Raw genomic sequence first — 18,794 nt, forward strand, 5'->3', positions numbered from 1 at the left:
GTCATTTGAGCAAAATAAGCAATTAATATATAATTCGAAAAATTAAAAACGGGATTGTTAAAAGTGGAGTTGAATCTAGCTCAATGATTGAAATTAAATCAGAAATGGACGCAACCCAAAAAGTAGTAATTACCGCTGCCTAGACCATAATTAGTGAAGGTCAATATTCCGCAATGGAGTCGATTTAATGGCGTGGATGAAAAGTTAAAACCTTTTTACTTGGTGTTTATGATAAAAAAATTGGCTGAATTAGTTCTGCGTTAAGTAGCTTTGAAAACACTTTAAAAATTCAAATAATTATAAAAAAGACGTTATCTGATAATTATATCGAATGGCAATCAAGAACTAAAATAAAAACAAACAAAACTATGGAGCATAATAACAGAGAATCAAAGAACAAGCCTTACGCAAAATTTGCCCTAATAATGGCCGTTTCATTTATACTCATGTATCTGATAATGTTTTTAAATGTTGCTGAATTCAGTCATATTTATAATAGTATTACTCGTTTTTAAATGACTACTTTAATGATTGCGGTAATGACCGTCAGTATGTTACTTTTCATGTGGAAAATGTACCCAAATACTAAAATTAATTTTGCAATAATAGTCTTTGCTACTTTTACATTTTTTGGAACATTTTATCTTTTAAGAACACAAACTTTTATTGGAGACGTACAATATATGAAAGCTATGATTCCTCATCATTCATCCGCCATCATGACAAGTAGTAATGTAGATTTTAAAGATCCAGAAGTCAAAAAATTAGCTGAAGATATAATTGCTGCTCAAGAAAGAGAAATTAAGCAAATGAATGAAATGATTATTCGTCTCGAAAGCAAAAAGTAATAAAGTGAAAATTTATATAAAAAACATGGTTTGTGGCCGTTGTGAAATGGCCGTTTCGGCAGAGTTGGAAAAAATGGGGCTTTCTATTCTTGCGATGCAATTAGGGGAAGTAGAAATTAGAAGTGATTTGGACGAAAGTCAAGTGCAATTGCTGTCAAAAAACCTGAGCTTACTTGGTTTTGAACTATTAGATGATAAGGAAAATAAGACTGTCGAAAGGATTAAAAATTTAATAATTGGCTTGGTACATTATAAAAAGGAACAACTGAAAGGTAATTTGTCAAATTATTTAGCCGCAGATTTAAGGCAGGATTATAGTATTTTGAGTAAGCTATTTTCAGAAAAAGAGGGGGCAACAATCGAACATTATTTTATTGCTCAAAAAATTGAACGGGCAAAAGAACTATTAATCTACAACGAAATGACGTTAAGTGAAATTGCATTCCAGCTGAACTATAGTAATGTGGCGCATTTAAGTAATCAATTCAAAAAAACTACTGGTTTTACCCCGACCCATTTCAAGCAATTGAAGGATAAAAATAGAAAACAGCTCGATGAATTGTAAATTATACAAAGCTTATCCAGAATTGTGTAACAAAATAAAGTAGTCTCATTCGGATATTTGTAATGTTAATTTAAAAATGCAAAGAAATGAAACATACCTTTACCATTACCGGAATGAGTTGCGATGGTTGTCGCAGCAAAGTGGAGAAAACACTGAATGCTATTGATGGGGTTGAAGCTGTTGTTTCATTAGAGCCATCATTAGCAACCATCACAATGGAAAAACATATTCCTACTACACAGTTGCAAGAAGCCATAGCTGCTGCCGGGAATTATTCTATTGAGATAAGCAAGCCGGTAGCTGCTGAAGAAAAAACTATCGAGGGGCCAGCTGGGAAATCTTGCTGCGGTACTCCAATAGGTCAACAAAACAAAAACAGTAATCAACATCATAAAGACGAAGCCAAGATACCCGAGAATAAGGCAGGAAAATATTATTGCCCTATGCATTGCGAAGGCAATAAAGTATATGACGAACCGGGTGATTGTCCCGTTTGCGGAATGCATTTAGTAAAAGAACCCGAATTGAGTTCAACCAATGTTGCAGCTGATGAAAAAGCGGAAGAGCCAGTTGCGAAATCGTGCTGTGGTACTCCAACACATCAACACGAGAAAGGCAGTCACCATCATATAGAGGAAACAGACATCCCCAAGAATGCGGCAGGAAAATATTATTGTCCCATGCATTGCGAAGGGGAGAAAGTATATGGCAAAGCGGGAGATTGTCCTGTTTGCGGAATGGATTTGGTAAAAGCACCCGATTTAATTCCCGCAAAAACAATGTACACTTGCCCCATGCATCCTGAAATAATCCAGGAAGGGCCGGGTTCCTGTCCGATATGCGGAATGGATTTAGTACCTATGGAACCTAGCGAAAGCGAAGATAACAAGACGTATCTTGACTTAGTGCGTAAAATGAAAATTGCCGTTGTTTTTACGCTGCCTATTTTTATCATTGCGATGTCAGAAATGATACCTAATAATCCTTTGATGAAATTAATGGATATGTCAAGTTGGAATTGGGTACAGTTTGGATTATCACTTCCCGTGGTTTTTTATGCGTGTTGGATGTTTTTTGTGCGTGCCTGGAAGTCTCTAATTACATGGAATTTAAATATGTTTACGCTCATCGGAATCGGTTCTGGGGTCGCTTTTCTATTTAGTGTATTTGGCCTGTTTTTTCCGGAACTTTTTCCAAATGAATTCAAAACAGAAGGCGGAACAGTGCATCTGTATTTTGAAGCAACAACGGTAATCCTAACTTTAGTTTTGCTGGGTCAGCTTTTAGAAGCCAAAGCACATAGTAGAACCAGCGGAGCGATAAAAGAATTGTTGAAACTGGCTCCAACCGAAGCCACTTTGGTGATTGATGGAAATGATAAAGTAATCTCCATTCATGATATAAAAAAAGGGGATTTGTTACGGGTGAAACCGGGAGATAAGATACCGGTAGATGGGAAGATTACCGATGGAGAAAGTACGATTGATGAATCCATGATATCGGGAGAACCTATTCCCGTTGACAAAAAGATTGATGATTCCGTTATTGCCGGAACCATAAACGGCAACAAATCATTTGTGATGATTGCCGAAAAAATAGGTTCAGAAACGGTACTTTCGCAAATTGTGCAAATGGTAAATGATGCGAGTCGTTCCAGAGCTCCAATTCAAAAACTAGCTGATAAAATTGCCAAATATTTTGTGCCAATAGTTGTTATTACTTCAGTAATCACTTTTTTTGTTTGGGCAAAATTTGGACCGGAACCTGCATTGGTTTACGGATTTATTAATGCGATTGCGGTATTAATTATTGCCTGTCCTTGTGCTTTGGGATTAGCCACGCCAATGTCAGTGATGGTGGGTGTAGGGAAAGGAGCCCAATCTGGAGTGTTGATAAAAAATGCGGAAGCCCTGGAAAATATGAACAAAGTAAATGTTCTGATTACCGATAAAACAGGAACAATTACGGAAGGAAAACCTTCTGTAGAGAAAGTATTCGCTATAAATAATGATGATGATTCTTTATTGCAAAGCATCGCTTCTCTAAATCAGTACAGCGAACATCCTTTGGCGCAAGCCGTAGTCAATTTTGCGAAAGCTGCAACCGTTTCATTAATCGAAGTGAAGGATTTTGAAGCGGTTTCTGGAAAAGGGGTTACAGGTACGGTAACCAATAAAAAAGTAGCGCTGGGAAATAAAAAATTGATGGAACAAGTGAGCGCTACAGTTTCGCCCGAACTGGAAAATCAGATTATCGCTGAGCAAAAATTAGGTAAAACAGTTTCCTATATTTCAGTTGACGGAATTGCAGCGGGGTTTGTGTCGATAACGGATGCCATAAAACCAACAAGTGTCGAAGCCATAAAAGAATTAATACGTCAAGGTGTTGAGGTGATTATGATGACGGGTGACAATGAAAATACGGCAAAAGCAGTCGCTCAGGAATTGCATTTAAGTTCTTATAAAGCGGGTTGTTTACCAGAAGATAAACTCAAAGAAATTAAACGACTACAATCCGAAGGGAAAATTGTAGCCATGGCGGGGGACGGAATCAACGATGCTCCTGCTTTGGCGCAAGCCGACATAGGCATTGCTATGGGAACCGGAACGGATGTAGCTATTGAAAGTGCTAAAATTACGTTGGTAAAAGGCGATTTACAAGGAATAGTTAAGGCCAAGAATTTAAGCCACGCGGTTATGAAAAATATTAAACAAAATTTATTCTTTGCCTTTTTCTATAATGTATTGGGAATTCCAATTGCTGCGGGAGTTTTGTATCCGTTTTTTGGAGTTTTGCTCTCGCCAATGATAGCTGCTTTGGCAATGAGTTTTAGTTCGGTTTCTGTCATCGCAAATGCATTAAGATTACGAAGTTTAAAGCTTTAAATAAAGAAGTTGTTGCAATTTTTTGGAGTTACAACTTGTATTATGCTCGGTTGCAAATTAGGTTTGGGTTGTTTTAAATATGGAAAATTACATTGAATGCGAAGAAATTTTCTTAACTTTATAGTACGATTTTAATTGGTTTTATTTTTTAATTAATTGATTTTCAATAACTAAAAAATAGTATACTCAAATGAAAATAATATTAGCAACCGATGGTTCGCCTTTTAGTTTAGCAATGGTCAAAGATTTTGCTCATTGGACTTTACCTCTAAATACAAAAGTAAAAATCATCTCAGTTTATGATGGAGATACTCTTATGAATGTGGCTCCAATGGGAGTTTTAACGGAATATTACGACGATGCTAATATGAATTCTTTGCAATTTGCAGAGAAGTCTGTAGCTGCAGCAGCGGAAATTATTAGAAATAAAAATCCTGAACTTGCAGTTTTAACGCAGGCAATAGAGGGAGTTCCTAAAACTGTTATTGTTGATGAAGCGGAAAAGTTTGGCGCTGATTTAATTGTTCTTGGATCGCATGGTTATGGTCTTATCGACCGTCTTTTATTAGGATCGGTTTCACAGTCCGTTGCACTTCATGCAAAATGTTCTGTTGAAATTGTTCGTAAAAAAACAATATGAAAGTGCAATCGTAGTGTAATAGAAAAAGTGCAAGTGATTTTCTACTAAGAAAAGAATGAAATTCGGTTCGTTGACTAGCCTTAATTTTGAATAAAAATAGGAAGTGATTATATAAATTTTTTTCAAAATTCAACAAGGTTTTTTCGTTTTAAAACGCAGACCTTTATTGGGTTAATAGTTTTAACAAATAAATTCAATATCATGAAAACAGCACAAAAAATTATATTATCGATTGGGTTAATTGGCCTTCTATATTCCTGTCAGTCAACCAATCAGGTTCTCTCAAAGTCAAATAAGAGAATGGAAATTATGAATGAGATTGCTAATAATGAAAGTATGTCTAAAGAGATGATGGGTATACTTATGAACAGCAAAAGTGGTATGATGATGATGCAGGAGAAAGAAAAGGAAATGATGAAAGATAGTCAAGCGAAAATGAGGACAATGATGAAGGAAAATCCCTAATTGATGAAAAGTATGATGTCAGAAATGATGAAGAATAATCCAGAAATGATGAAAGAGAATCATGCTAAAATGATGGTAATAATGAAGGAAAATCCGGAAATGATGAAAGGTATGATGTCCGAAATGATGAAAGGAATGAAGGATAATCCCGAAATGATGAAAAGTATGATGGCAAACATGATGGAATTATCAAAAGGAGATGATGCTATGATGTCTGGAATGTGCAAAGAGATGATGGATAGTCCCGAGATGATGAAAATGATGGAAACAATGAAAGGTAAAAAAATGGACATGAAAAAAATGAAAACGATGAATAAAAAACCAGAAAAGAAAGAAGATCATAAAGCGCATCATTAATATTTAATCTAACCACAAGCTTAAAGAATCATGTTAAATAACGGTAACGGAGAAATGCATATGGGAGAATATTCTTTCATGGGAATGAATCCATTTTGGTTAATTTTAGTAATTGTGCTGCTTCTTTTTGCGTTGGTAATGTTAAACCGATTTAGAAAAAATAATAATTAATTCAAAATTTAGAATGTTAAAAATGAGAATAATACTAATAGTTTTGATTCTGTTTATTGGTACTTTTGTGCAAGCGGAAAATAGCAATGACAGAAATATTTCCAGAAAAATGGCTATTCAACAGGTACAGCCTGTAACCTATACTTGTGTAATGCATCCTGAAATTCATGCTACTAAACCCGGAAAATGTCCTAAGTGTGGTATGGATTTGATTAAAGAAAAGGCACAACCAGAAAAAAAACCGGTGCAGAAGAAACAAGCGTCAAAGCCAATAGTGAAAACAGCGGTTTCAGTAAAAGCAAAACCTGTTGAGTCTAAAGCAGCAACAGAAGATTTCCACGGTAATCATGCTACTGTTTCTGCAACCAATACGACTGTCAAAGAGGGGATTGTTAAGAAATTAGTTAAAAGTGCGCCGTCAAGAACGGTTCGCTACGACCTACATGTTCGCGATACGATTGTTAATTTTTCAGGGAAAGAAAAAAGAGCCATTGCAGTAAATGGACAAATTCCTATGCCTACATTAACTTTTACCGAAGGTGATACAGCCGAAATTCATGTTTACAATCATTTGAAGGAGTCTACCTCTTTGCACTGGCATGGTTTAATGTTGCCCAATAAAGAAGATGGTGTGCCTTTTTTGACGCAAATGCCTATTGAACCAGGAGCGGAATTTGTGTATAAATTCCCAATAATTCAATCAGGAACACACTGGTACCACAGCCATAGTGGTTTGCAAGAGCAAATAGGAATGTACGGTTCTATGATTTTAAATAAAAAATCAGATGATCCAACCTTTAGAAATGGAATAGATGATATTCCGCAAATCCCAGTAATTTTAAGTGAATGGACCGATTATAAACCTGAGAATGTGCATCGGATGTTGCACAATGCTTCCGATTGGTTTGCTATTAAAAAAGGAACCACGCAAAGTTATGCCGAAGCTATTAAAGCAGGACATTTTCAAACCAAATTAACCAACGAATGGAAACGTATGTTGGCCATGGATGTGAGTGATATCTACTATGATAAATTTCTAATAAACGGACAGAATGAAAGTCAACTCTCGCAATTTAAAGCAGGTGATAAAGTACGTTTACGAATTTCTAATGGTGGCGCCTCATCTTATTTTTGGTTAAACTATGCCGGTGGAAAAATGACTGTAGTGGCTAATGATGGAAATGATGTTGAACCTTTAGAAGTGGATCGATTAATCATTGGTGTTTCTGAAACCTATGATGTCATTGTTACAATTCCTGCTGGAAATGCTTCGTATGAATTTTTAGCTACACCCGAAGACAGAACTAAATCAACATCAATTTATATTGGTCAAGGGATTAAACAATTAAGTAGTCCAATGCCAAAACTAAAATATTTTGAAGGCATGAAGATGATGAATAACATGATGAATATGGACGGAACTATGAATGACATGGGAATGGACATGTCTATGCAAAAAATGGATATGAATACGGTGATGTATCCAGAAATAGTTGGGGCTGCAGACAAGAAGCCAATGAAAATGGATGCTGGAATGGACCATTCTAAATCGGACAAAGAGCCAATGAAAATGGATGCTGAAATGGAGCATTCAAAACATGTAATGAATGGAGATATCACTACCTTGAATTATGGAATGCTAAAATCGCCTACGAAGACTACACTTGACAAAAACGCTCCTGTTCGAGAAATACGGTTCGAATTAACAGGGAATATGAATCGGTATGTGTGGAGTATGGATAATAAAGTACTTTCAGAAGTAGATAAAATTTTAATTAAAAAAGGAGAAATTGTTCGCATCACGTTGTTCAATAATTCCATGATGCGTCACCCAATGCACTTACATGGACACGATTTTAGAGTGTTAAACGGACTAGGGGACTACGCTCCATTAAAAAATGTATTGGATATCATGCCTATGGAAACAGATGTGATTGAATTTGCAGCAAATGCTGATGGAGACTGGTTCTTTCATTGTCACATTCTCTATCACATGATGGCAGGTATGAATAGAGTGTTTAGCTATGAAAATTCGCAACTAAACCCCTACTTACCAAATAAAGCAGTAGCCTATAAAAAGTTGCAATCAGAAAGTAACGGATTGCATTTTATGGCTGAAAATGATTTTGCTACTAACGGAAATGATGGGCAAGCAATGGTACAAAGTGCGCGTTGGAGTTTTGCTACAGAATGGCGCTTAGGATATAATGATGATCATGGTTATGAATCAGAAACACATATAGGTAGATACATTGGAAGAAATCAATGGTTTATGCCCTTTATTGGTTTTGATGCTCGATACAGAAAGCTAGGTTATAATGAAGTAGAGAAAAATATTTTTGGTCAAAAAAGTACTAAAGACCAACGTATTCAAGTAAGTTTAGGTTTTAGTTACACACTGCCACTACTAATAATTGCGCAAGCTGAAGTATATCATGATGGAAATATAAGAATGCAGTTAATGCGAGAAGATATTCCAGTTGCAAAACGCTTGAGAATGGCCTTTATGGTTAATACTGATAAAGAATACATGGCAGGATTAAAATACATTATTGGCAAAAATCTTGGAATCACCACCCATTATGATAGTGATATGGGAGTGGGTTTTGGGTTGAATGTCAATTATTAATCACACTCAGAACGTGTTTTTCTAAAATACGAGCTTGAGTATTGCTTTGAAAAGAGGTGCAAAATCTCAGTACAATTATAACCGCAGGAGCACTATATCTTGCTAATACGATAAAATTATGAATACTACAGGACATGAAGGAATGCTCATGGATGGCTACTCATTTATGGGAATGCATTGGTTTTGGTGGGGCTCTATCTTGATTTTTGCACTTATACTATTAGCAGCAGCACATCTCTACAAAAAAAGAAAATAATCTTAAAGAAAAACTGGGAATATTATTTCAGTAAAAAAAATTACCCGCGGACTACTAAAAGTAATTGATAATTTGCAATTTTTACTCAGTAAGTTCAATAGAGTTTGAAATTATTAATTTAAATATTGCATTTGTTTCGAGCGTCTAATTTTTAAAAAAACTTTAGTCGTTTGTCTTTCACGGAATCCAGTCGGAGCATTTTATAATCTAAAACATAGTTTTGATAAATGCGCCAAGGGGCCTTATTTCCTTGACTGGGAAGCATATTCGCTGATCGGTTGATGTATCCAGAGTTGAGGTTAAGTAGCGGAACCGGTTTTAAATCAGTCTCAATTACTTTTGCTTCTACCGCTTTGTAATTATGTTTGTCTAAATATTTTAAAACCCGTGAAATATATTCGCTGGTAAGATCACTTTTCAACGTCCACGACGCATTGGTATAGCCCACAAAAATAAAGAAGTTGGGTAGGTCACTTAACATTAGGCCTTTATAAACAAAAGATTTAGAAACATCAAAGGGCTTTGAATCCAATTGAATTTTTACTCCTCCGAAGGCCACTAAATTAAGACCTGTTGCCGTGATGATAATATCAGCCGCTAATGTCTCGCCCGATTTTAATAAAATTCCATTGGGTAAGAAACGATCGATATGGTCTGTAACCACTGTCGCTTTGCCTTTCCTGATGGCTCTAAAAAAATCTCCGTTTGGGGCAATGCAAAAACGCTGTTCCCATGGGTTGTAGTTGGGAATAAAATGAGGGTCTACTGGAAAGTCACCCAAGCCTTTTTTAGCACCGTTGATGATGAAGTTTTTCATCGCTTCTGGAAATAACTTGCAGAGATTAAAAAAGATAATCGAGTAGAAAATATTCTTGTAGCGGATTAGCCTGTATGCTATTTTTTTTGGGAATAGGTGTTTCAATCGGTCGGCAATCTTGTCTTTATTGGGCAAGGCGGCAATATAAGTTGGCGATCGCTGCAACATTACAACCTGAGCTCCTTCGGTAGCAAGTTCAGGTACGATGGTAACCGCTGTGGCTCCACTTCCAATTACTACCACTTTTTTATTGGCAACAGCTAATTTGTCAGGCCATTGTTGAGGATGGATTATTTGACCTTCAAAATGCGACTGATCCTTAAATTTGGGGGTGTAGCCTTTGCTGTAATTATAGTAACCGCTACAACTAAAGATAAACTGGCACGTGTAAACTGTTTGTTCCGCTGTGGAACTGTTTACAGTAGTTACCGTCCATAATTTTTCTTTGGTATCAAAGTTATACGAAACGGCACTTTGTTGGTATCGGATATGATCTCTTACTTGATATTCGTCGGCCGCTTCATTCAGGTATTTCAAGATAGAAGGTCCGTCTGCGAACGTTTTTTGGTCTTCCCATGTTTTAAAGGAATAGCCAAAAGTATACATATCCGAATCAGAACGGATTCCCGGGTATTTAAACAAACTCCAGGTGCCTCCAAGTTCTGCTCTTGCTTCTAAAATCACATAGGTTTTATCGGGATTTTTACGGGACAAATGACAGGCAGCGCCTATTCCGGATAAGCCAGCTCCTATGATGATACAATCGGTATGTGTCGTGTTCATGTTGTTGTTTTAGAAAGAAATACTGCTGCAAAATACAAAATAGAATCAACAAAAAACACCATAACATTTTCGAGGGGTAATGGTGTTATTAATTTATAAAAAGTCAGGGGGCAATGCCAGGCCATTCTAACTGCTATGACTATGATTTGTAAATGCGGGCTATCGCGTTTTTAAGGTCATCTTTAAAAATAAAAACCCTACAATTCCTGCGGCAAGTGAAGCAATTATAATTGCTATTTTGGAACTGTTAATAAGGGTTGCATCTTCATAAGCAAGGATAGTTATAAAAATGGACATTGTAAATCCTATACCACCCAAAAGTCCTACGCCAATAATATTTTTCCATTTTAAGTCTTCAGGAAGTTTGCAAAGTCCGAGCGAGGCCCCCAAAAAAGCAAAAGCAAAAATACCCAAAGGCTTTCCTATTATAAGACCTGCAATGATTCCAATACTGTTGGCTTCTCCTAATCCATCTTGCCAATCAGCTCCTATCGCAATACCAGTGTTAGCAATGGCAAAAAGAGGTAAAATTATAAATGCCACAGGCTTATGTAAAACGTGTTGTAAAATATAGGAGGTCGAATTTTTATCTCCGTTACCAAAGGGTATGGCGAAAGCCAGTAAAACGCCCGTAATTGTAGCATGAACCCCTGAATTATACATAAAATACCACATGGCAATACCTCCAAGTAGGTAGGGAATTAGATTTTTAACTTTAAGACGGTTCAGTAAAAGCAAAATACTGAATAGCGCTAATGCAATCAATAGGTTAGTCCAAATGATCGTTTTGGTATAAAAAATAGCGATCACTATTATTGCTATTAGATCGTCCATAACAGCTAATGCTGTAAGAAATATTTTTAGTGAGATGGGTACTTTATTCCCTAATAAGGATAAGATTCCTATGGCAAATGCAATATCCGTTGCCATGGGAATACCTGCTCCTGATTGCGTAGCTGTCCCATAATTGAATAAAAGAAAAATAGCCGCAGGAAGCAGAAAACCGCCCATAGCACCAATGAGAGGAAAAGAAGCATTTTTTATATCCGAGAGTTCGCCTTTGTAAATTTCGCGTTCCAGTTCCAAACCAATAAGTAAAAAGAAAATTGCCATCAATCCATCATTTATCCAATGGGTGATACTGTGTCCACCAACATCGAATTGCCAAAAGCCAATGTAGTTCGACTGAATGGGAGAATTAGCCAACAAAAGAGAAACAATGGTGACAATCAGTAGAATTATACCTCCTGCTTTTTCACTTTCGTAAAATTCTTTAAATAGTTTCGATAATTTCATTACTCTTTTTTTGATAAAATTTTAGATCAGCTTTTCTTTATTTTTGGATTTTTCCAATAAAGTGCTGGTTATTTAGGATTACTTCGGGTAGATAAATCTAAAAAAGAGTCGTCTTTCCTCGTTTTATCAAATATACCAATTAATATTATAAAAAAATAAAGGATTGTTTTTGTTTCCTGTTAAATTGAGTTTCCAGAACTGGCAGTTTAGCCGGCATTAATTTCTGTTCTTAGCTGTTTGATTACAATATTCTTACTTCGCTGGGAAAATATATGAAATTAAGAGAATGAATTTGGTGCAGAAATGGTTATCATAAGTACGCTAATTGCAGTACAATCTTTTCTTATGACACAACAACTATGGGTTTTTTATTCGGGTTGTTTTTTAAGAACTAATTTGCCGGTTGCAATTACAACAATAAAAACAAGGATTAAAACCATGCTTGCCTTTATATTTTCTAAATTTATTCCTTCTGGTTTTGTCAAATAGTTGCCATTGTCGCGCCAATTGGGTGTGTCAAAATGATAGCCAACCAGTATAAAAATTCTCTTGCTACTCTAGTAAAAAAACACCAGTAAAACAACAACCATCAGCAAGCTTACTAAAAGTAATGTTCTGCCGGCAAAACCCAAAGGCGCGTCGTGTACTAATAAATCGCCTAATGCTGCTCCTAGTGTGCTGGACGTCAAAATAGCCAGCCAATATAAAAATTCAGGGGTCTTACTTAATCCACCTTCAATCGTGTCTATTTTGGAATGCCATTTCCAAATGCCAAAAGTGAAGGCCAATAGAAAAACTAACAAAACGGTGGCATAAATAGATCCTGTTTCCTGCGTTACCCCTTAATAAGTGACCGATAAGGCTTTGGAAAGAAAGTCGGAAATAGTAGTAACTAATGTACTTGCTACTGTTATTACGATCCAATATAGAAGTGGTTTTTGGTTTTTTCAAAAAATGGAAATTGTCAATACAATAAGGAACAAAATGAGCGAGGCAACTGTTCCGCCACCGTATCCTAAATTAAGAGGTTGAGAGATTAAATCCCCTGCCGTTTCTCCCATTGTATTGGCACTGATAATTAATGCCCAATAAAATGCATTGATTTTAGGAATCTGCTTCAAAATTTACAGTTCATAAATTAACTGTTTATGATAATGGTCAATGTAGTTGTTTTGTTCTAATTGTGTTTAATCTCATGGGTGCTTTGCGCCAATACTTTAAAAGAGGTTAGTTTATCTAATCATGGAATTACCCGGAAGCGGCTTGCATTGCATGTGCGCCGTCATGGTTGAGTAGTGTTGTCAATCTAACAAATCCTGCTGTTTTAATTCGTCAAAAATCAATTGATCCACTTCTGAAATTTTGTCTTTGTCAGCGTATTTAAGCCACCTTATTTCTTCAATTTCTGAACTGGCTTGCAATTCGCCAGAATATGAGCCAGAGTAGCACGTCATTTTCACCAGAATACATGCTGGATGTCCATGTGCTTGAGCCTCAAATACACCCATGTATTGCAGGCTATTTGGATCAAGGTGTACTGTAAGCTCTTCTTGAATTTCTCTTACAAGTGCTTGAGCGTCTGTTTCATCGTTCTCCCGTTTTCCTCCAGGAATATAATATTTGTTTTTTCCAAAACTTTTTGTAGATAGGATGGATTTGTTTTGGAGTTCAATCCAAGCCAGTTTATCAATTGAATTCATTTTACTATGGGAATTTAAAAGGAGGTGTTTGGTTAATTTTTTTAAATGATATTACTTTGTTAAAATTTGGATAAATGAGTAATGATATCACTTTTAGTTCATGTGAAGAGACTAAATTATCAACTATTAATTACAAATAGAAACCTAATTGTGACACTTCTACTTTTTAAAGAAATATAAAACAATACCTTTTCTTTAATTGGAGGTTAGGGTCTATTGCGAGAGCGGCGCTTCACTCGAGCAAATATAAAACTTCCCAAAAAAGAAGAGACTGCCGCAACCATTAAAGAAGGCAAGTCTTTTTTTATGAAAACGTCCAACTGACCAGCAAACAATATACTAAAGCTCATTAATACAAAAAGCGGTCCCAATAACCAAAGTCCCCAGCGCCAAGATTCTCTGGGCCAAATAAATCCGAACAAACCGCCGGCAACTAGGAACGCTCCAAAAGTAATCAACAGTGCTTCCTTTGAAGTAAGGTAGAAAGTACCCATTCCGTATAGCACAGCTAGAATGTATTGGAATTTAAAAGAGCCTTTTTTCATTTTATATTTTTTGCATTATGTATTGAAAAGGAGTAGGGCTAGATTAGAAAGATTGTGTTGTCTTATAAATCCTTAGGTCACTTAGTTGTTCCAAAGAATATGTTAGTAAAATAATTTTCTGTATTCACAATTTAGAAACTTGCTAAGCAGTTGGACCTATTTAATGTCGTACTATAAAATGAGTGAAATAATATTTAACATAGTAGTCATATAAGTATTAAACCTTAAATGACCTCATTGTTGTTTAAGTTATATAAGCCTAACAAATGAAACTTAAATGACTTATGTGGTAAAAAAAATGTACCATTGTTTTATTCTTATTACTTATATCAAATAGAATTATTTAATGCGCCCCGCTGATCACAAAGGAGACATATCCAGCAGTTAGGTATTTTGTCAAGGCCACCTTTGCTGCCTCAGCAATGAATATGTTTTTATACAATTCGGCTCCTTCAACACCTCTGAGATTCATCGTCTGCCCGCAAAGAACAAAATGTACTCCAACTTTTTGCATCTGATCTATCAAATCAGCATTGGGATTCGAATAGTTGAATTTTTTCTCATAGGCTGCGCTATTTAAAACGGATAAAATAGCAGCTGAATGCACAATTACAACAGATTTTAGGTTTTTTGGTTGAATGCCGGCCGCCGCATGTAGATTTATAATCCGTGCAATTTCCTCCAGCCCTTCGTTTGGTTTGTCAACCATGCCTGTGGCCGTGCCGTTTTGGGTAAGGTCAAAAAGTAACTTGTATACCGTATTGGCTTCGGGTTTATCAGTTACATTTTTTACCGGTATTACACCAGTCCACTTGGATCCTTTTATTAATGGATATTCTAATACTGGAATAAAAGGATCCATTTTAGCCGCTGCGCTTTCACGAGCAGCTGTTTGTGCATTGGAGAAAAGTGAAGAGAGAATGAAACAGAGTGGCAACAAATAGTTTTTTATGAATTTCATTTTAAAAGATTTTTTGAAGAATTGAATAGGTTAGCAAATGATACAACTGAATTTTAAATTACTACTGCTAAGATAGTTTTTTACCGCAAAGAATCACTTTTTTTGTTTCTATTGGATTTCCTGTGGAGTCGGGAGGCTGTCGTAACTTGAATAATTGGTTGTTTGTTTTGGAATGCTACGGAAAGATAGGATTGTCTAACTATTGAATTTAATCCTCCGCTAGCAAGAGCGCAATGTCATTAAGTTAAGGCTTCATTTAGGTATTTTAAAATAGAAGGCTCATCAGCGAACGACTTTTGGTCCTCCCATGTTTTAAAGGAATAGCCAAAAGTGTACATATCCGAATCGGAACGGATTCCGGGATATTGAAACAGACTCCAGGTACCTCCAAGTGCTGCTCTTGCTTTTAAAATAACAGAGGTTTTGTCTGGATTTTACGGGGCAAATGACAGGCAGCGCCTATACCTGATAATTCTGCTCCTATTATGATACTATCTGTGTGCTTTTTATTCATGTTGTCATTTTAGAATTAAATGCTGTTGCAAAATACAAAAAACGCCATTGCATTTTCTTAAATAGTGGTGTTTGTACGTGATGGGAAAACCTTTTGAAAGTGAAAAGAAATTGAACCTTGTGAAACTAGAACTTCAAAACTTATTTATGAATCCCCAGATCAATCTTTTTTATCTTGCTGTTCTGTTTGATTTTGATTTCCGTGAATCATTTTGTCTCCCACGTTCATTCCGTTTGACATTCCGATCATAAAAGCAGTAATGATTAGCATAATTTTTCTTTTTGCCCAAAGAATAGGGCGCTTGGATTTCTCCAAACGGGATTTGTTAGTGTGTTTATACATTTTGTAAATGATAAATGATTAGACATTTGGTATCATCTTTATGCATGGAATTGCATAAATGCGTAGAAAGAAATTTCTAGGCTGTGTATAAACTTTTATAGGAATTTCGGGAAGTAATCATCTCATTTATGAAGATGTGTTGCATTGCAAATAACTTTACTTTTTGATAAAGCAGCGTCTGTAATTTTAGAAGAACCGGAATTTGAAGAGTGTAACTATCTTGGAATTGTAGGAAGGCTAACTGAAATAGGAATGAAGTTTTTTCAGCCGAATTTATCTGATGGAACAAATATAATTTCGAATCCTTATAGTTTAATTCTCTTCTAAGAATTACGTTCGAGAATTGATAATAATCTGCTGAATTTGATGGAGCATCTAAAGTACCATCATTCACCATCAGGCCAAAAGCCAGAAAGAGTGAAAGGAGATATTTTAAATACGTTGTCATCTATTTAGTTTAATGATTGCTTTCAAAAGTACAAAAGTAACTGTGAATTAAGGAATGTTTTTTATTTTTTGTGTTCACAAGCGGCACCTTCGTATTGGACTTTAGATTTGTTCTTTGAAAAATCAGCTTGTTAAAAAACAGTCGTGTTATTGATAAGTGTTAGTTCTGAATTGATTACAATTACCGAATGCAATAGAGACTATTTTTATTTGAAGGTTTTTAGGTTTGGCTTTGTGCATCTCAAAAATAGCTCTATTTTTGCACCCGCAATACAAAACAAGGCCCGTTCGTCTATCGGTTAGGACGCATGGTTTTCATCCATGTAAGAGCGGTTCGATTCCGCTACGGGCTACAATTCATAAACACAATCTTAAAAAGCCTCGAAAATTATTTTTCGAGGCTTTTTTTATTATTGGTTTTGGCTGTGCGTATTGTAGATGAGGTAAGAGTCAGATACATTTGCGGAGCTGGGTCGTCGATTTTTTTTATTTGCTAAATAACTTAACTTTCAAATAGTTTAAATATTTTTTTTCCCAGGATGTTTAAGTAGAAAATCTTTTACCGTTGTCCAATGTATTTCTGGGTAGCGGCTAGTATCGAGTTTTGCTATTTTTGAACGTTCATCTATCATATTGTGCATGTATTGCATGCCTTGCCAAGCAGGATAAAGTTCTTTTTCTCCCGGCGCTAATTTTCTTGCAATCTTTATAATTATAGCAAGAAGTCTTTGTCCACCAGGTCTAAATAAACGAAAATTCTGCCCTGTTACCTGACTAACTATTATTTTTAGTTCACGATGACTTATTAGGTCACCTGCAATTCTAAGGTATCGAGGAGTATTTGAATCCAGAGCTGCTTTGGCTGTAAATTCTGCGGTATTATTCATTGTGGTAAAGCCCAATTTGTAATCCTTATTTCCCCAGTACAGAATCATTTTCTGCTTGAAAAGAATCATAGGCATTTCATCTATTAGTAATTCAGTAAAAGCTCCGTTAAAAATTGAAGTTGCACTAATTGAAGTTTTGTCAAGGTACTCGTGAAATTCACGTCTTAGATCCAAGTTTCGGTTTTCGTCATAGAAAAACTTGGTGAAATCTAATGAATAGTCTGACGGAATAAATCGAGGAACGCTAGCTGTTATTGCTGCATCTAACAAAACTTGTTGGGCATCTATAACCACTTCACGTAATCCGGCTAAAGCGGAAACTACGCAGGAAACACCAACGCAAGAAGCTTTTAATTCTTCTAAATTCCAACTACTCACTTTATAAATTTTAACACCTAAATTTTCAAGTTCTTTTATTTTTTCAATATCACTGTTGGAACGAACAACTGCACGTACTTCAGCATCTTTATTTAGTAAAGCTTTTACTATTCTTAGCCCTAAATTTCCTGTCGCACCGGCTACTAAAATTATTTTTTTCATTTCTCTGTACTGTTTTCTACTGTCCGTAAAAAGGTTTTACAATTAATTAAGTCAGTTCTCCTAAAAATCGGCAAACTTGGTTGTTTTGTTCTAATTGCAAAGTAAATATAGATGATTTAGATTGTAATTAGTTTTTTTATAAAAAGAGATTTGAATGTAAATCTGAGTTTATAAGCAATAAGAAAAAAACAATGGCACATTTTTTTTACCATATAAGTCATTTAAGTTTCATTTCTTAGGCTTATATACCTTAAATAACAATAAGGTCATTTAAGGTTTAATGCTTATATGACTCTTATGTTAAATAATATTTCACTCATTTTATAGTTCGCCATTAAATAAGTCCAACTGCTTAGCTCTTAGGCTCTGAAAAATATCCAGAGTTACTAACCATGTCTATCTGCCAGTAACACTTTACATCAATTGATTATTTGATCATTATTGTGGGCGCAAAGTAAGAGACATTTGCGCAGCTTAAACGATAAATTTATTCTCTGAATAAACACTTTGTGAAGCGGGGTAGTTAAAATCAATTGATCTACTGCTGAAATTTTATCTCTGTCGGAATAATTTAACCATGTAAAAAATTCAATTTCAGAACTTGCCTGAAGCGTTCCCGCATAACAGGTCATTTTTACCAGGACTTCAGTAGGATGTCCGTGTGCTTGTGCTTCAAAAACACCTATGTACTGCAAGCTGTTTGGATCAAGTTGTACGGTCAGCTCTTCTTGAATTTCACTTACGAGTGCTTGAGCATCTGTTTCATCGTTCTCCCGTTTTCCTCCTGGAATGTAAATTTTGTCTTTACCATAACTTTTTGTAGAAAGTATCGATTTGTTCAGTAATTCTATCCTAGCTCGTTTATCAATTGATTTATTGTGGAGCAAAATTAGTAATTAAAATTTGATGTCTGTTTCTTGATATCCAGTCGCAGCTGTTGCTAAAAATCCAGCAATACAGCGAACCTAGCTACTTTTTACAATATACGATCTTGTTTTTAGGGCAGTATAATTCAAGTCGAAATTTTGCATTTTAACGCATTTATGGGCTTATTTGTGTATAGAGCTTTAAAAATCAGAACTTCAATTTAATTTTTTTAATTTAATTTTTAGCTAAATTTAAAAAAATGTTTATATTTGTTTAATC

The 18,794-nt window shown here is 35.5% G+C and carries 19 protein-coding genes and 1 tRNA gene; 9 read left to right on the top strand and 11 right to left on the bottom strand.

The window, feature by feature from the left end; genetic code table 11:
• Positions 1 to 527 precede the first annotated feature (527 nt).
• From BLS90_RS01585 to BLS90_RS16740, 8 genes are all read left to right on the top strand, one after another.
• Entirely contained in the window at positions 528 to 848 is a 321-nt protein-coding gene (locus BLS90_RS01585; RefSeq protein ID WP_394331015.1) for a DUF305 domain-containing protein, read from the top strand.
• Between the two features lie 46 nt (positions 849 to 894).
• A complete protein-coding gene (locus BLS90_RS01590; protein ID WP_091254314.1) occupies positions 895 to 1,413 on the top strand; it encodes a helix-turn-helix domain-containing protein in 519 nt (172 codons plus the stop codon).
• 86 nt (positions 1,414 to 1,499) lie between these two features.
• Positions 1,500 to 4,298, top strand: a complete 2,799-nt coding sequence (locus BLS90_RS01595; RefSeq protein ID WP_091254317.1) for a heavy metal translocating P-type ATPase — start codon at positions 1,500 to 1,502, stop codon at positions 4,296 to 4,298.
• Between the two features lie 190 nt (positions 4,299 to 4,488).
• Positions 4,489 to 4,938 (top strand): universal stress protein, encoded by a 450-nt coding sequence (locus tag BLS90_RS01600; protein ID WP_091254320.1) that lies wholly within the window; start codon positions 4,489 to 4,491, stop codon positions 4,936 to 4,938.
• 201 nt (positions 4,939 to 5,139) lie between these two features.
• Complete coding sequence (locus tag BLS90_RS17030) at positions 5,140 to 5,403, top strand: hypothetical protein (protein ID WP_245705020.1); 264 nt, start codon at positions 5,140 to 5,142, stop codon at positions 5,401 to 5,403.
• 3 nt (positions 5,404 to 5,406) lie between these two features.
• Positions 5,407 to 5,760 (top strand): hypothetical protein, encoded by a 354-nt coding sequence (locus BLS90_RS17035; RefSeq protein WP_245705021.1) that lies wholly within the window; start codon positions 5,407 to 5,409, stop codon positions 5,758 to 5,760.
• A gap of 193 nt (positions 5,761 to 5,953) precedes the next feature.
• A complete protein-coding gene (locus tag BLS90_RS01610; protein WP_220083860.1) occupies positions 5,954 to 8,560 on the top strand; it encodes a multicopper oxidase domain-containing protein in 2,607 nt (868 codons plus the stop codon).
• 118 nt (positions 8,561 to 8,678) lie between these two features.
• Positions 8,679 to 8,816 carry a hypothetical protein gene (locus tag BLS90_RS16740; protein WP_175455410.1) on the top strand — a complete coding sequence of 46 codons (138 nt, stop codon included), beginning with the start codon at positions 8,679 to 8,681 and terminating at the stop codon, positions 8,814 to 8,816.
• Between the two features lie 151 nt (positions 8,817 to 8,967).
• On the opposite strand, the gene BLS90_RS01615 is transcribed toward BLS90_RS16740, so the two are convergent.
• The 9 genes from BLS90_RS01615 to BLS90_RS01650 all read right to left on the bottom strand — a co-directional run bounded on the left by BLS90_RS01615 (position 8,968) and on the right by BLS90_RS01650 (position 16,222).
• The gene (locus BLS90_RS01615) at positions 8,968 to 10,416 is read right to left on the bottom strand and encodes a flavin-containing monooxygenase (protein WP_091254323.1); all 1,449 of its coding nucleotides are present in this window, start codon (positions 10,414 to 10,416) and stop codon (positions 8,968 to 8,970) included.
• Between the two features lie 159 nt (positions 10,417 to 10,575).
• The gene (gene nhaA / locus BLS90_RS01620; RefSeq protein WP_091254326.1) at positions 10,576 to 11,712 is read right to left on the bottom strand and encodes a Na+/H+ antiporter NhaA; all 1,137 of its coding nucleotides are present in this window, start codon (positions 11,710 to 11,712) and stop codon (positions 10,576 to 10,578) included.
• Positions 11,713 to 12,269: 557 nt separating this feature from the next.
• Complete coding sequence (locus tag BLS90_RS01625) at positions 12,270 to 12,515, bottom strand: hypothetical protein (protein ID WP_175455411.1); 246 nt, start codon at positions 12,513 to 12,515, stop codon at positions 12,270 to 12,272.
• 144 nt (positions 12,516 to 12,659) lie between these two features.
• Positions 12,660 to 12,833 carry a hypothetical protein gene (locus tag BLS90_RS16620; RefSeq protein WP_139171369.1) on the bottom strand — a complete coding sequence of 58 codons (174 nt, stop codon included), beginning with the start codon at positions 12,831 to 12,833 and terminating at the stop codon, positions 12,660 to 12,662.
• A gap of 180 nt (positions 12,834 to 13,013) precedes the next feature.
• On the bottom strand, positions 13,014 to 13,412 hold the full coding sequence (locus tag BLS90_RS01630) for an NUDIX hydrolase (RefSeq protein ID WP_091254332.1): 399 nt from the start codon (positions 13,410 to 13,412) through the stop codon (positions 13,014 to 13,016).
• 206 nt (positions 13,413 to 13,618) lie between these two features.
• Entirely contained in the window at positions 13,619 to 13,957 is a 339-nt protein-coding gene (locus tag BLS90_RS01635) for a hypothetical protein (RefSeq protein WP_091254336.1), read from the bottom strand.
• Between the two features lie 343 nt (positions 13,958 to 14,300).
• Positions 14,301 to 14,918: a DsrE family protein gene (locus BLS90_RS01640; RefSeq protein ID WP_091254340.1), complete on the bottom strand. Its 618-nt coding sequence runs from the start codon at positions 14,916 to 14,918 to the stop codon at positions 14,301 to 14,303.
• Positions 14,919 to 15,591: 673 nt separating this feature from the next.
• Positions 15,592 to 15,774 (bottom strand): hypothetical protein, encoded by a 183-nt coding sequence (locus BLS90_RS01645; protein WP_091254343.1) that lies wholly within the window; start codon positions 15,772 to 15,774, stop codon positions 15,592 to 15,594.
• Positions 15,775 to 15,850: 76 nt separating this feature from the next.
• A complete protein-coding gene (locus BLS90_RS01650; protein WP_091254347.1) occupies positions 15,851 to 16,222 on the bottom strand; it encodes a hypothetical protein in 372 nt (123 codons plus the stop codon).
• 280 nt (positions 16,223 to 16,502) lie between these two features.
• Here BLS90_RS01650 and BLS90_RS01655 point away from each other — a divergent pair.
• Positions 16,503 to 16,574 (top strand) — tRNA-Glu (locus BLS90_RS01655).
• A 165-nt stretch (positions 16,575 to 16,739) separates the two neighbouring features.
• Here the strand turns inward: BLS90_RS01655 and BLS90_RS01660 are convergent.
• Both BLS90_RS01660 and BLS90_RS01665 read right to left on the bottom strand, forming a co-directional pair.
• A complete protein-coding gene (locus BLS90_RS01660) occupies positions 16,740 to 17,648 on the bottom strand; it encodes an NmrA family NAD(P)-binding protein (protein WP_091254351.1) in 909 nt (302 codons plus the stop codon).
• Between the two features lie 419 nt (positions 17,649 to 18,067).
• Positions 18,068 to 18,535, bottom strand: coding sequence for an NUDIX hydrolase (locus tag BLS90_RS01665; RefSeq protein ID WP_175455412.1), 468 nt, complete (start codon positions 18,533 to 18,535; stop codon positions 18,068 to 18,070).
• Between the last annotated feature and the right edge of the window lie 259 nt (positions 18,536 to 18,794).

It is taken from the genome of Flavobacterium omnivorum (assembly GCF_900099915.1).
Taxonomy (GTDB): Bacteria; Bacteroidota; Bacteroidia; order Flavobacteriales; family Flavobacteriaceae; genus Flavobacterium; species Flavobacterium omnivorum.

Excerpts from the sequence above, each read along its gene's own strand:
- nhaA (WP_091254326.1), bottom strand. The coding sequence starts at position 11,712 with ATGAAATTATCGAAACTATTTAAAGAATTTTACGAAAGTGAAAAAGCA.
- BLS90_RS17030 (WP_245705020.1), top strand. The coding sequence starts at position 5,140 with ATGAAAACAGCACAAAAAATTATATTATCGATTGGGTTAATTGGCCTT.
- BLS90_RS01660 (WP_091254351.1), bottom strand. The coding sequence starts at position 17,648 with ATGAAAAAAATAATTTTAGTAGCCGGTGCGACAGGAAATTTAGGGCTA.
- BLS90_RS01630 (WP_091254332.1), bottom strand. The coding sequence starts at position 13,412 with ATGAATTCAATTGATAAACTGGCTTGGATTGAACTCCAAAACAAATCC.
- BLS90_RS01615 (WP_091254323.1), bottom strand. The coding sequence starts at position 10,416 with ATGAACACGACACATACCGATTGTATCATCATAGGAGCTGGCTTATCC.
- BLS90_RS01645 (WP_091254343.1), bottom strand. The coding sequence starts at position 15,774 with ATGTATAAACACACTAACAAATCCCGTTTGGAGAAATCCAAGCGCCCT.
- BLS90_RS01610 (WP_220083860.1), top strand. The coding sequence starts at position 5,954 with ATGAGAATAATACTAATAGTTTTGATTCTGTTTATTGGTACTTTTGTG.
- BLS90_RS01650 (WP_091254347.1), bottom strand. The coding sequence starts at position 16,222 with ATGACAACGTATTTAAAATATCTCCTTTCACTCTTTCTGGCTTTTGGC.
- BLS90_RS01590 (WP_091254314.1), top strand. The coding sequence starts at position 895 with ATGGCCGTTTCGGCAGAGTTGGAAAAAATGGGGCTTTCTATTCTTGCG.
- BLS90_RS01585 (WP_394331015.1), top strand. The coding sequence starts at position 528 with ATGATTGCGGTAATGACCGTCAGTATGTTACTTTTCATGTGGAAAATG.
- BLS90_RS17035 (WP_245705021.1), top strand. The coding sequence starts at position 5,407 with ATGAAAAGTATGATGTCAGAAATGATGAAGAATAATCCAGAAATGATG.
- BLS90_RS01595 (WP_091254317.1), top strand. The coding sequence starts at position 1,500 with ATGAAACATACCTTTACCATTACCGGAATGAGTTGCGATGGTTGTCGC.
- BLS90_RS01600 (WP_091254320.1), top strand. The coding sequence starts at position 4,489 with ATGAAAATAATATTAGCAACCGATGGTTCGCCTTTTAGTTTAGCAATG.
- BLS90_RS01635 (WP_091254336.1), bottom strand. The coding sequence starts at position 13,957 with ATGAAAAAAGGCTCTTTTAAATTCCAATACATTCTAGCTGTGCTATAC.
- BLS90_RS01640 (WP_091254340.1), bottom strand. The coding sequence starts at position 14,918 with ATGAAATTCATAAAAAACTATTTGTTGCCACTCTGTTTCATTCTCTCT.
- BLS90_RS16740 (WP_175455410.1), top strand. The coding sequence starts at position 8,679 with ATGAATACTACAGGACATGAAGGAATGCTCATGGATGGCTACTCATTT.